This window comes from Pseudomonas sp. JS3066, from assembly GCF_036328175.1.
Lineage (GTDB): Bacteria > Pseudomonadota > Gammaproteobacteria > Pseudomonadales > Pseudomonadaceae > Metapseudomonas.
Genome location: NZ_CP143312.1, coordinates 1802749 through 1815703 on the forward strand (window position 1 = coordinate 1802749; position 12955 = coordinate 1815703).

Consider the following 12955-nt stretch of genomic DNA (forward strand, 5'->3'; position numbering starts at 1 on the left):
GACAAGCATGAATCTCCACGAGTATCAGGGTAAGCAGCTGTTCGCTGAATACGGCCTGCCCGTATCCAAGGGCTTTGCCGTAGACACCCCGGAAGAAGCCGCAGAAGCCTGCGAAAAAATCGGTGGCAGCGAATGGGTTGTCAAAGCTCAGGTCCACGCTGGCGGCCGCGGTAAAGCGGGCGGCGTGAAGCTGGTCAAGAGCAAGGAAGATGCCAAGGCCTTCGCCGCCAACTGGCTGGGCAAGCGCCTGGTGACCTATCAGACTGATGCCAATGGTCAGCCGGTCAGCAAAATCCTGGTTGAATCCTGCACCGACATCGCCAAGGAACTGTACCTGGGCGCCGTGGTAGATCGTTCCAGCCGCCGTATCGTGTTCATGGCTTCCACCGAAGGTGGCGTGGACATCGAGAAAGTAGCTCACGACACCCCCGAGAAGATCCTCAAGGCCACCATCGACCCGCTGGTCGGTGCTCAGCCGTACCAGGGCCGCGAGCTGGCATTCCAGCTGGGCCTGGAAGGTGACCAGGTCAAGCAGTTCACCCACATCTTCGTTGGCCTGGCCAAGCTGTTCCAGGACTACGACCTGGCCCTGCTGGAAGTGAACCCGCTGGTAATCAAGGCAGACGGCAACCTGCACTGCCTGGACGCCAAGATCAATATCGACAGCAACGCCATGTACCGTCAGCCCAAGCTGCGCGCCATGCACGACCCGTCCCAGGACGACGCTCGTGAAGCCCATGCGCAGAAGTGGGAACTGAACTACGTAGCCCTGGAAGGCAACATTGGCTGCATGGTCAACGGTGCCGGCCTGGCCATGGGTACCATGGACATCGTCAACCTCCACGGCGGCAAGCCGGCCAACTTCCTTGACGTTGGCGGCGGCGCGACCAAAGAGCGCGTGACCGAAGCGTTCAAGATCATCCTCTCCGACAGCAACGTGCAAGCCGTTCTGGTGAACATCTTCGGCGGTATCGTCCGCTGCGACATGATCGCCGAAGGCATCATCGGTGCCGTGAAGGAAGTAGGCGTGAAGGTTCCGGTCGTGGTTCGTCTGGAAGGCAACAACGCTGACCTCGGTGCCAAGGTACTGGCCGAGAGCGGTCTGAACATCATCGCGGCGACCAGCCTGACCGACGCTGCACAGCAAGTCGTCAAGGCCGCGGCGGAGGGCAAGTAATGAGCGTCCTGATCAACAAAGACACCAAAGTCATCTGCCAGGGCTTCACCGGTAGCCAAGGTACTTTCCACTCTGAACAAGCCATCGCCTACGGCACCAAGATGGTTGGCGGCGTGACCCCCGGCAAGGGCGGCACCACTCACCTGGGCCTGCCGGTGTTCAACACCGTCAAGGAAGCGGTTGAAGCCACTGGCGCCGAAGCTTCGGTGATCTACGTTCCGGCTCCCTTCTGCAAGGACTCCATTCTGGAAGCGGCCAACGGCGGCATCAAGCTGATCGTTTGCATCACCGAAGGCATTCCGACCCTCGACATGCTGGACGCCAAGGTCAAGTGTGACGAGCTGGGCGTACGCCTGATCGGCCCGAACTGCCCGGGCGTGATCACTCCCGGCGAGTGCAAGATCGGCATCATGCCGGGTCACATCCACCTGCCGGGCAAGGTAGGCATCGTGTCGCGTTCCGGCACCCTGACCTATGAAGCCGTGAAGCAGACCACCGATGCCGGCTTCGGCCAGTCCACCTGCGTGGGCATCGGCGGTGACCCGATCCCGGGCTCCAACTTCATCGACATCCTGAAGCTGTTCCAGGAAGACCCGCAGACCGAAGCCATCGTCATGATCGGCGAAATCGGCGGTTCCGCTGAAGAAGAAGCTGCTGCCTTCATCAAGGCCAATGTCACCAAGCCGGTGGTGTCCTACATCGCTGGTGTGACTGCACCGCCCGGCAAGCGCATGGGCCACGCCGGCGCCATCATCTCTGGTGGCAAGGGCACCGCGGACGAGAAGTTCGCCGCCCTGCAGGACGCTGGTGTGAAAACCGTGCGTTCCCTGGCCGACATTGGCAAGGCCCTGGCCGAGCTGACCGGCTGGGAAGTCAAGAACGCCTAAGGCGACTTGATGCTCCCAACAAAGGCCACCCTCGGGTGGCCTTTGTCGTTATGGGTGCAACCTTTTCTCGAGAAAGTGCAACCGCCTGTCGGGCAAGCGACAGAAACGGTTGCTACTCCGACAACCTGATCCACGTCAGGCGTTGCACCCGGTAAAATCAGTAGGGTTGCAACCGTGCCGCTCACCATGCTCCACAAGGGCGAAGGTCGGGCACTAGCGATCAATCCCAAACGGATGGATGACGTTTCCCCCGACCCAATCGGGAAACCCCTTCGGTAAACCCTGTTTCAGCGATGTGGTAATTCCCCAATGAAATCCTTGAAAGGCCAGGACATCCTGGCACTTGGCTTTATGACATTCGCCCTGTTCGTCGGGGCCGGCAATATCATCTTCCCTCCTATCGTTGGCCTGCAGTCCGGTCCCCATGTCTGGATGGCGGCCCTGGGCTTCCTGATCACCGCGGTTGGTCTTCCGGTCGTGACGGTGATCGCACTGGCCAAGGTCGGTGGTGCCATGGACTCCCTCAGCAGCCCGATCGGAAAAACGGCCGGCGTATTGCTGGCGGCAGTCTGCTACCTCTCGGTTGGCCCGCTGTTCGCGACTCCGCGTACCGCCACCGTTTCCTTCGAAGTGGGCCTGGCGCCCTTGACCGGCGATACACCGGTGGCTTTGTTCGCCTACAGCCTGGTCTACTTCCTGGTGGTCCTCGCGGTTTCCCTCTACCCGGGCCGCCTGCTGGACACTGTTGGTCGCGTGCTTGCGCCGATGAAGATCATCGCTCTGGCTATCCTCGGCATTGCTGCGTTCATGCTGCCGATGGGTGATATCGGTGATGCCACCCCGGCCTACCAGGCCGCCCCGTTCTCCCAGGGCTTCATCAATGGCTACCTGACCATGGACACCTTGGGTGCACTGGTGTTCGGTATTGTCATCGTCAATGCCATCCGCTCTCGTGGCGTCGAGTCGCCGCGCCTGATTACTCGCTACGCGATCATCGCTGGCCTGATCGCCGGTGTGGGCCTGGCGCTGGTGTACATCAGCCTGTTCCGCCTGGGGGCCAACAGCCATGGCATCGCCGGTGAAGCCGCCAACGGTGCAGCGGTGCTGCATGCCTATGTGCAGCACACCTTCGGCAACCTCGGCAGTACCTTCCTTGCACTGCTGATTTCCCTGGCGTGCCTGGTAACGGCGGTCGGTCTGACCTGCGCTTGTGCAGAGTACTTCAGCCGCCTTCTGCCGCTTTCCTACCGCAGCCTGGTAATCATCCTGGCCGTCTTCAGCCTGCTGGTATCTAACCTCGGCTTGACCAAGCTGATCCAGGTTTCGGTGCCGGTGCTCACGGCGATCTATCCGCCGTGCATCGTGTTGGTCGCGCTTAGTTTCTGCTGGGGCCTGTGGCACTCGCCGGGTCGCGTGGTGGCGCCGGTGATGCTGGTGTCGCTGCTGTTCGGCCTGATCGACGCGCTCAAGGGTGCTGAGCTGGCCGGCTGGATGCCGCAGTGGCTGTCCCATCTGCCGCTGTCCGAGCAAGGCCTTGCGTGGTTGCTGCCCGCTGTCGCCGCATTGGCCGTGGCCAGCTTCTGTGATCGCCTTCTGGGTAAGCCGGTGGAAGTGGCCGCCTGAAACCGTCTCCGCGAGAAAGGCCGCCTCAGGGCGGCCTTTTTGTTGCCATAAGCATCCATTAGAAGCTGCAGGGACGTGCTTGCGGGTCGCTATAATCGGTCGTGTTCTTAAAAGGAATTCGCATGTCCACGATCCTGCGCAATTGGCCTCACTTGGTGGCCATCCTCTGGTTCATCACCTGTTGGGTGGGATACACCCGTTACGCCATATGGAAGGGGAGGGATACCGCCTGCCTGGCGTCGGTCCTTCACCTTTATCGAGAGGACTGGATGCGCCGTCTGCTGCTACGTGACAACCGCATCGCCGATGCCAGTGTGATTGGCAACCTGGAGCGCAACGCGTCTTTCTTCGCCTCCAGCACCTTGATCATCCTGGCCGGCATCCTTACCGTGCTGGGATCCACAGACCGTGCTGTATCGGTGCTGGCCGACCTTCCGTTCGTGCAGCCCGCCAGCCGCGGCATCTCCGAACTCAAGCTGCTGGGCCTGGCAGTGGTTTTCGTCTATGCCTTCTTCACCTTCAGTTGGTGCATGCGTCAGTACAACTTTGCCGCCATCCTCGTGGGATCGGCGCCGATGATTGGTGAGAAGCATGTCAGCGAACAGGAAAGAAAGGCCTTTGCAGAGCGAACTGCCCGTGTCATTTCGCTGGCGGCAAACCAGTTCAACTTCGGCCTGCGCAGCTACTATTTCGGCCTGGCTATGCTGGCGTGGTTCATCAATCCCTGGTTCTTCGTGATTGTGACCACCGGCGTTGTACTGGTGCTGTACCGGCGCGAATTCCATTCCGATGTGCTGGATGTGATGGTCTATACGCCGACCCAGGCGCTGGAAGCGCCCAAGGAGAAAGTCGAATGAGTATTCCGTTCTGGTGCCTGTTCTTTGCCGCCTTGCTCATCTACCTGGCGAAGATTCCTGTGGCCAAAGCCATGCGGGAGGAGGGCAGGGGCTACGACAATCATCACCCGCGCGCGCAGCAGGCACGGCTTACGGGTTTTGGCGCACGAGCGGTGGCGGCGCATCAGAACAGCATCGAGATGTTCCCGCTGTTCGCCGCGGGTGTGCTCATGGCGCACGTCACCCAGACCCACGGTTGGTTCGTCGACCTGCTGGCGATCATCTTCATCGTCTCGCGGGTCCTGTACCTGTTCCTCTACTGGAATGACAATGCCAGCCCGCGCAGCCTGGTCTGGGCCGTCGGCCTGATTTGCTGCCTGTTGCTGATGCTCAGCCCCGCGCTTTGATACCCTTGGATACGACAAGGCCCGCACAAATGCGGGCCTTGTGGTTTCTGCTGCCGGGAGCTTACTGGCTCTTTTCCTCGGTCGGCGCGGTGTCCGGAGCGGCCGGAGCAGGTTCGCTGGGAGCCGGTGCGGCCTCGGGAGCCGGTGCCGGAGTCGGCGCGGTTGCCGGTGCGCTCGGCTGGGATTCGGTTGCCGGGGCAGCCGGTGCCTGAGCCTCTTCCTTCTTGTCGCAGGCGGCGAGACCAAGGCTTGCAGCCAGGAGCAGGGCGAGAGACAGGGTTTTCTTCATCATTGAGCCTCCATGTGTGGCTTTTCCTCATCGATAGCCGTTGGAGTTTATGACCGGTTTCTAAGTTCCGCACTAATTGCAAAAAGCATGACTGGGCGGTCTCCCACGGCGGAAGCAGGTGGGGCAGGGTATGATTCGCCTCCTTGCTCATATTCCGCCAAGGTTGCAGTCATGACGGACAACACCCTCATCGAACGGGCGCAGCGCTTTCTTGCCGTGCTGCGCCATTGCCAGGTGCTCGGTCTCAGCGTGCACGAAGCCACTCCCCAGGGCCTGACCCTGCGCCTACCCTACAGCGCGCAGATCATAGGCAATCCGGAAACGGGCGTGATCCATGGTGGCGCTATTACCACTCTTATGGACACCACCTGCGGCATTTCGACCGTTTGCGTGCTGCCGGAGTTCGAGATCTGTCCGACCCTGGACCTGCGCATCGACTACATGCATCCGGCCGAGCCGCACAAAGATGTCTTTGGCTTTGCCGAGTGCTACCGGGTTACTCCCAACATCATCTTCACCCGAGGCTATGCCTACCAGGACGACCCGACCCAGCCCATCGCCCACGTGGTGGGCGCATTCATGCGGATGGGTAAGCCCGGACAGCTGAAGCAGGGAGGTGCGGCATGAGCCTCGATCTGAATGCCCTGGTGCGCGAAGCCCACGAGAAGAACGATTACGACTCGCTGGTGTGCCTTATTCCCTACGCCAAGCTGATCGGCATGGAATGCCTGCGCCTGGGGGATGACATGGTGTTCCGCCTGCCGGCGAACAAGGACAACATCGGCAATCCGACCCTGCCAGCTATCCATGGCGGTGTGATCGCCGGCTTCATGGAGCACGCCGCGATGCTCCATCTGCTGATGTTCATGGGCACGCCACATATGCCCAAAATCATCGACTTCTCGATAGATTACCTACGCGCCGGGCACTATCGTGACACCTACGTCCAATGCCAGGTCTGGCGACAAGGCCGCCGTGTCGCCAACGTCGCCATTACTGCCTGGCAAACCACCCAGACCGAACCCATCGCCACCGCGCGCGCCCACTTCAAGGTCGACGAATCCTGAGGCGTGCCAGGCGCGTCCGGTCGCTTACAAGGAAAGCCCGATGGTTGCGTTACTCATACTTGGTGGCCTGCTGCTGATCATCATCGGCCTCGTCTGGCTGGTGATGCTCGCGTTCGGTACCAGCCTCTTCTGGGGCTTCGGTAGCCTGCTGCCGCCGGTGACGGTGGCCTACGTGCTCTACCATTGGCGAACCGCGCGAAAGGCCGTGGCCTTCGGGGCCATGGGCTTCATACCGTTTGTGGTGGGCCTGACCATGCTCGCCGCGCAGGACCCGGAGCGACTGCAGGCGATCTTCAGCTTGCGCTGGCTGGCTGACGAGCAGCAGACGGTTTCCGAGCTGGATATCCGCATCAAAGGCGAACTCAACGGGCAGCGCTTCGCTCCGCTTCAAGCCGAACTGGTGGATGGAGTTCTCAGCCTGCGTGAGGGCCAGGACTTCTACGCCCGTCGCGAGCTCACCATCCGTGTGGGCAACCAGCCGCAGGGGGCTCTGCGCCTGGATGTGCTGCCCAAAGATGCCGGCCCGCAGCCGGAAGTGGAAATCAGTTGGCTGCTGCCAGAGCAGGAACTGCCCGAAGCCCGGCGCATCCCCCGCGGCTACACGCTGCACCTCGATCTTCAGCCGGTCGCACCGAATCGCTTGGCGGGTGACTTCCACCTGGTGCTACCACCGAAATTCGCGACCACGCTTTCCGGCCACCTTGAAGTCTTCACCGACCGCCTGCGCTACCGCGACGGCCTGGTGGATACGACCTTCGACTCGCGCGATACGCTGGCCTATGTGATCCGCGATTACTTGCAACGTCGATTCGTCACCCGCGATGTCGAACTGGCCCAGCTGCCATCCGTCAGCCTGCCGGCACGTGAGTTGGACGTCGAGGTGGAAGCTCGTGTCGACGGCCAGAGCCAGCACCTGTCACTTCAGCTGGTAAAGAGCGAGAGCCGGGGCTGGCGCGTGGGTCGTGACAGTTTCCCGCCGTTGGCAGTGTCCAGCGCAGACGCCCAGGCGTCGGGCGAGGCGCAGGAGCCTGCGCCACAGGCGGACAGCGCGGGTCCGTTGGATCGCCGCCTGCGCTTCTCCCTGCAACGCTTGCTGAGCGACCCCGGCGAGTACCAGGAGCTCAGCATGCGCGTGTACACGGTACGCGGTAGCACCGCCGAAGGCCGCTTCGCCGGCCTGGATCGTGACGGCCGCGTCCTGATTCGTCGCAACCTCGGTGGGGCAGGGGCTGCCAGCTTCAGCTTCGATCTCGACGAGGTATCCCACGTCGAGCTGCTCGAACCCTGAGTCCGGACGGAAGCGCCGCTCTGGCGAGCATCGCTGGCCAGGCTGGGCACCGCTTGCGGGCATGCCGAGTGACACCCAGCCTGTGATGTATCGAGAGCGAGGTTCCTTCCGCTTTCGCTAAGCACTTGAAATCCTTGTCTAAGGCCCCATCTGGATGTGATCCGCCGCTGTAAGCGGCTCTAGCCATCCACGTGGAGTAAGACGACCATGAGTGTGGAAACTCAAAAAGAAACCCTGGGCTTCCAGACCGAGGTGAAGCAACTGCTTCACCTGATGATCCATTCCCTGTATTCCAACAAGGAAATCTTCCTCCGCGAGTTGATTTCCAACGCCTCCGACGCAGCCGACAAGCTGCGCTTCGAAGCGCTGGCAACGCCCGCGCTGCTGGAAGGGGGCGCCGAGCTGAAGATCCGAGTCAGCTTCGACAAGGAGGCTCGCACCGTCACCCTAGAGGACAACGGCATCGGCATGAGCCGTGACGAGGTGATCGCGCACCTGGGCACCATCGCCAAGTCCGGGACTGCCGACTTCCTGAAGAACCTCTCCGGCGACCAGAAGAAGGATTCCCACCTTATCGGCCAGTTCGGCGTGGGCTTCTATTCCGCGTTCATCGTTGCCGACAAGGTCGACGTGTTCACCCGTCGCGCCGGCCTGGCTGCCACCGAAGGTGTTCACTGGTCGTCTCAAGGCGAAGGCGAGTTCGACATCGCCACCATCGACAAGGCCGAACGCGGCACCCGTATCGTCCTGCACCTGAAGAGCGGCGAAGAAGAGTTTGCCGACGGCTGGCGCCTGCGCAACGTCATCAAGAAATACTCGGACCACATCGCCCTGCCCATCGAGTTGCCGAAGGAGCATCACGGTGAGGATGCGCCGGCCGAGCAGGAGTGGGAAACCGTCAACCGCGCCAGTGCGCTCTGGACCCGTCCGCGCACCGACGTGAAGGACGAGGAGTACCAGGAGTTCTACAAGCACGTCGCCCACGACTTCGAGAATCCGCTGTCCTGGAGCCACAACAAGGTTGAGGGCAAGCTGGAATACACTTCGCTGCTCTACGTCCCGGCCCGTGCACCGTTCGACCTCTATCACCGCGAGGCGCCGCGTGGTCTGAAGCTCTACGTGCAACGCGTGTTCATCATGGACCAGGCTGACCAGTTCCTGCCGCTCTACCTGCGCTTCATCAAGGGCGTGGTGGACTCCAACGACCTGTCGCTGAACGTTTCCCGCGAAATCCTGCAGTCCGGTCCGGTGATCGACTCCATGAAGTCGGCGCTGACCAAGCGTGTGCTGGACATGCTGGAGAAGCTGGCGAAGAACGAACCCGAGCAATACAAGGGCTTCTGGAAGAACTTCGGCCAGGTGCTGAAGGAAGGTCCGGCGGAGGATTTCGCCAACAAGGAGAAGATCGCCGGCCTGCTGCGTTTCGCTGCCACCAGCGACGATTCGGGCGAGCAGAGCGTTTCCCTGGCCGACTATATCGGTCGCATGAAGGAAGGCCAGGACAAGATCTACTACCTCACTGGCGAGAGCTATTCGCAGGTGAAGAACAGCCCGCACCTGGAAGTCTTCCGTAAGAAAGGCATCGAAGTGCTGCTGCTCACCGACCGCATCGACGAATGGCTGATGAGCTACCTCTCCGACTTCGACGGCAAGGGCTTCGTTGACGTCGCACGTGGCGATCTCGACCTCGGCAAGCTGGACTCGGAAGAGGACAAGAAGGCCCAGGAAGAAGTCGCCAAGACCAAGGAGGGGCTCATCGAGCGTCTCAAGACCGCGCTGGGTGAAGAAGTCTCGGAAGTGCGCGTGTCGCACCGCCTGACCGACTCTCCGGCGATCCTCGCCATCGGCGAACAGGACCTGGGCCTGCAGATGCGCCAGATCCTCGAAGCCAGCGGCCAGAAAGTACCGGACTCCAAGCCGATATTCGAGATCAACCCGGCCCACCCGCTTATCGAGAAGCTCGATGGCGAGCAGGACGAGGACCGCTTCGGCGAGCTGTCGCACATCCTCTTCGACCAGGCTGCCCTGGCCGCAGGCGACAGCCTGAAGGACCCGGCTGCCTACGTGCGTCGCCTGAACAAGCTGCTGGTGGAGCTCTCCGCTTGACTGTTGGAAGGTAAGGAAAAGGCCCGCAAATGCGGGCCTTTTCTTTGTCCGGGATTAACGCCGGCTCTTCTTGGGTCGAGTTCACTCGCCAACCGGATCGCAGGTACGACAAGCAGCGTCTTGGTGTAGCTGCGTCGCCCTTGGCGAATGAATGCCACACATCGGGCCAGGCTGAAATTCCAGGCAATGAAAGCGGTAGGACGGTTTGCGCCACAGGACTGTCTAACCTTGGTCATTTCCCCAGGAAAGGAGAGCACTCCATGAACCGTTTGCTGCTTTCTTCGCTGTTGTTCGCATTCACCGGCCCCGCCTGGGCGGCTATGGTCACCCAGGCGGTTCCCTATGAGATCGATGGCAAGGCCTTCGAGGGCACGCTGGTCTACGACGATACCGTGAAGACGCCGCGACCCGGCTTGATGATGGTGCCCAACTGGCTTGGAGTGACGCCGGCTGCAGCTGAACAGGCCAAGGAGATTGCCGGACAACGCTATGTGATCTTCATCGCCGACATGTACGGCAAGGGCATCCGACCGAGCAATCCGGAAGAGGCAAAGGCTGCGGCTGCTGCCGTGCGTGGCGATCGTCCATTGATGCGCAAGCGCGCCCAGGCCGGTGTGGAGGTACTCCGCAAGCAGGGCGAGAAAGTGCCGCTGGACGTGGCGAGCCTCGGTGCGATCGGGTTCTGCTTCGGTGGTGGCAGCGTGCTTGAACTGGCGCGTTCAGGGGCTCCGCTGAAGGGCTTCGTATCCTTCCATGGCAACCTCGATACCCCCAATCCGGCCGATGCCCGCAATATTCGCGCACCGGTGCTGGTGCTGCATGGCGCCGACGATCCAGCGGTACCCAAGGATCAGGTGGATGCCTTCAGCGCCGAAATGACGGCCGCGAAGGCAGACTGGCAATTGGTCAGCTACGGCGGTGCGGTGCATTCCTTTACCGATCGCGAGGCCAATGTGCCGGGTCGCAATGAATACAATCCCAAGGTCGCCGCACGGGCCTACCAGGCCATGAACGACCTGTTCGATGAAGTCTTTACCGGAGCAAGGTAATCCATGACGCAAATCCAGTCCCGGTCGCTTGGCTATACCGTCGATGGCCTGGCATTCGAAGGCTGCCTATTGTTCGACGCGGCTGACATGGCCCCGCGTCCCGGGCTGTTGATGGCGCCCAATTGGTTCGGTGTCAGCGATGGTGCGCGCGAGCTGGCCAGCCAGGTGGCCGGCCGGGGTTTTCGCGTGTTGCTGGTCGATATTTATGGGGCGACGGTGAGGCCGGCGAGTACCGCGGAGGCCAGCGCCGCCATGCTGCCGCTCAAGCAGGATCGCGCGTTGCTGCGTCGACGCCTGCTAGTGGCCCTTGACGCTTTGCGCAGCCAGGAATTGGCGCCGGCGGATGGCACACGGCTGGCGGCTTTCGGTTTCTGCTTTGGCGGCACCTGTGCGCTGGAGCTGGCCCGGGCTGGAGCGCCGCTCAAGGCTGCCGTGTCATTTCATGGCGCACTGGATACCCCGAACCCCGATGATGCCCGCAATATCCAGGGCGCCGTGCTGGTGCTGGATGGCGCCCAAGACCCGCTGGTACCCCGTGAGCAACTGCCGGCGTTTGCCAGGGAGATGGGGGAGGCGGGCGTGGATTGGCAATTACTGAGCTTTGGCGGCGCGGTGCATTCGTTCACCGATCCTGCCGCCAACAACCCGGGAACCGCGCAGTACAACGAAAAGGTATCGCGGCGCGCATTCACCGCAATGTATGCGCTGCTGGACGAGGTCTTCGTTTAGGGGCGAGGCCCAAACAGGTGCAGGGCGAGCCGATCAGCGCGGCAGTTCGATGCGGCTGGTCTCGCCCGGCACGGTCGGCCAGTCGCCGGCTGCCCAACGGCTGCGCGCGTTTTCGATCAGCTCGGGGCTGCTGGATACGAAGTTCCAGTTCATCCTCCTCGGACCATCCAACGGAGCACCACCGATCATCACCAGTTGGCAGCTGCTACATGCGGCAAGCACAAACTCCTCGCCTTCGGGCAAAACCACCAGGCTGCGTGGCTCCAGCGTCTGCTCGTCCAGCAAGGCTTCACCCTCCAGCAGGTACAGCGCGCGCTGGGGATGTTCGCAAGGGATGGTCAGCGTGGCGCCGGCTTCCAGTTGCAGATCGGCGTAGAGGGTAGGGGAGAGCACCGGTACGGGTGATTCCAGGCAGAAGCCCGTTCCGGCGATCAGGCGTATACGCGCGCCGAGTGCTTCCTGTTGAGGCAGGCTGGATGCCGGGTGATGGCTGTAGCTGGGTTCGCAGTCCTCGAAGGCCTTGGGCAGGGCCAGCCATACTTGAAGGCCATGGGCACGGGAGCCGCTGGCCAGCAGGTTCGCCGGCGTGCGCTCGACATGGGCGACGCCGCGGCCGGCCGTCATCCAGCTGACATCGCCCGGTTTCACCAACTGGTCAGACCCCAGGCTGTCCTTGTGTTGTAGTTCGCCTTCGAACAGGTAGGTGAGGGTGGACAGGCCGATATGCGGATGCTGGCGCACATCCATACCCGTCCCCGGCGCATAGTCGGCCTCCAGCATGTGATCGAAGAACACGAAGGGTCCGACGCTACGGCACTGGGCCGAAGGTAACGGACGGAGGATGGGTTGCCCGGCGACTTCTTCGGCGCGGGGTCGGATGATGAGGATGCTCATGCTCAGGATTCCTACAGGGTTTACTGACTGAAGTCGCCTTCGGCAAGGCGCGTTGCGATGCTTACTTCCACCTGGGTCATCAGCTTGTGTACCGGGCACTTGTCAGCGATACGCAGCAGGGTGGCGCGCTCCTCATCGGTGAGGGCGCCGCGCAGGGTCAACTTCACATCCAGCCGATAGTGGCCCTTGCGTTCTTCGCTGTCGTCGCGGGTAACGTCGACGTCCACCCCCGTCAGCGGGATGCCGTTCTTCTGGGCGTAGTAGGTCACGGTCAGCGCCTTGCAGCTGCCCAGGGCTGCATCGAAGTAGTCATGCGGCTCAGGGTCTGCACCTGCGCCACCCAGCTCGGTCGGCAGGTCGGTGAACAGAGGTGCCTTGCCGTCCAGTTCGATGCGCTGGCGGGTGCCGATGGCGGAATCACGGGTGAGACGGATAGTCATGGAGGGCCTCCTGGCCGATGGACGGATCGAGTCCCGGCTAGGCTAACGCAAAGGGCGACGGCCGGCAGCAGGGCACGCGCGTTGAACGCACGCGCACCGAAGCCGGTCTACAGTCGCTCAGCTTTTCCGGAGGAAGTGTCTTGTACCGACTGAGGACCAGTCT

General features: G+C 61.9%; 14 protein-coding genes. 11 read left to right on the forward strand and 3 right to left on the reverse strand.

What is annotated here, in order from left to right:
- The first annotated feature begins 7 nt into the window (after positions 1-7).
- From sucC to SA496_RS08445, 5 genes are all read left to right on the forward strand, one after another.
- Entirely contained in the window at positions 8-1177 is a 1170-nt protein-coding gene (sucC, locus tag SA496_RS08425) for an ADP-forming succinate--CoA ligase subunit beta (protein ID WP_153921128.1), read from the forward strand.
- Complete coding sequence (gene sucD, locus SA496_RS08430) at positions 1177-2064, forward strand: succinate--CoA ligase subunit alpha (RefSeq protein WP_028629428.1); 888 nt, start codon at positions 1177-1179, stop codon at positions 2062-2064. Before sucC ends, sucD begins: the two co-directional genes overlap by 1 nt.
- Positions 2065-2373: 309 nt before the next feature.
- Positions 2374-3687 (forward strand): branched-chain amino acid transport system II carrier protein, encoded by a 1314-nt coding sequence (brnQ, locus tag SA496_RS08435; RefSeq protein WP_330115263.1) that lies wholly within the window; start codon positions 2374-2376, stop codon positions 3685-3687.
- A gap of 122 nt (positions 3688-3809) precedes the next feature.
- Positions 3810-4544 carry a DUF599 domain-containing protein gene (locus tag SA496_RS08440; protein WP_153921132.1) on the forward strand — a complete coding sequence of 245 codons (735 nt, stop codon included), beginning with the start codon at positions 3810-3812 and terminating at the stop codon, positions 4542-4544.
- A complete protein-coding gene (locus SA496_RS08445) occupies positions 4541-4930 on the forward strand; it encodes an MAPEG family protein (RefSeq protein WP_120651609.1) in 390 nt (129 codons plus the stop codon). The genes SA496_RS08440 and SA496_RS08445 overlap by 4 nt, the downstream gene beginning before the upstream one ends.
- Positions 4931-4991: 61 nt before the next feature.
- Here the strand turns inward: SA496_RS08445 and SA496_RS08450 are convergent, their stop codons facing one another.
- Positions 4992-5219, reverse strand: coding sequence for a hypothetical protein (locus tag SA496_RS08450; RefSeq protein WP_120655224.1), 228 nt, complete (start codon positions 5217-5219; stop codon positions 4992-4994).
- A gap of 171 nt (positions 5220-5390) precedes the next feature.
- Here SA496_RS08450 and SA496_RS08455 point away from each other — a divergent pair, with 171 nt between their 5' ends.
- The 6 genes from SA496_RS08455 (at position 5391) to SA496_RS08480 (ending at position 11458) form a co-directional block, all read left to right on the forward strand.
- Positions 5391-5846, forward strand: coding sequence for a PaaI family thioesterase (locus SA496_RS08455; RefSeq protein WP_120651608.1), 456 nt, complete (start codon positions 5391-5393; stop codon positions 5844-5846).
- Positions 5843-6286, forward strand: a complete 444-nt coding sequence (locus SA496_RS08460) for a PaaI family thioesterase (protein ID WP_120651607.1) — start codon at positions 5843-5845, stop codon at positions 6284-6286. The genes SA496_RS08455 and SA496_RS08460 overlap by 4 nt, the downstream gene beginning before the upstream one ends.
- A 40-nt stretch (positions 6287-6326) precedes the next feature.
- A complete protein-coding gene (locus SA496_RS08465) occupies positions 6327-7574 on the forward strand; it encodes an MFS transporter (protein WP_120651606.1) in 1248 nt (415 codons plus the stop codon).
- Between the two features lie 207 nt (positions 7575-7781).
- Entirely contained in the window at positions 7782-9680 is a 1899-nt protein-coding gene (htpG, locus tag SA496_RS08470; RefSeq protein WP_120651605.1) for a molecular chaperone HtpG, read from the forward strand.
- Positions 9681-9940: 260 nt separating this feature from the next.
- Positions 9941-10729 (forward strand): dienelactone hydrolase family protein, encoded by a 789-nt coding sequence (locus tag SA496_RS08475; protein WP_330115264.1) that lies wholly within the window; start codon positions 9941-9943, stop codon positions 10727-10729.
- Between the two features lie 3 nt (positions 10730-10732).
- Positions 10733-11458, forward strand: coding sequence for a dienelactone hydrolase family protein (locus SA496_RS08480; protein ID WP_120651603.1), 726 nt, complete (start codon positions 10733-10735; stop codon positions 11456-11458).
- 33 nt (positions 11459-11491) lie between these two features.
- Here SA496_RS08480 and SA496_RS08485 read toward each other — a convergent pair whose 3' ends face one another.
- Complete coding sequence (locus tag SA496_RS08485; protein ID WP_174235578.1) at positions 11492-12352, reverse strand: pirin family protein; 861 nt, start codon at positions 12350-12352, stop codon at positions 11492-11494.
- Between the two features lie 20 nt (positions 12353-12372).
- Positions 12373-12792, reverse strand: coding sequence for an OsmC family protein (locus SA496_RS08490; RefSeq protein WP_330115265.1), 420 nt, complete (start codon positions 12790-12792; stop codon positions 12373-12375).
- Positions 12793-12955: the final 163 nt, after the last annotated feature.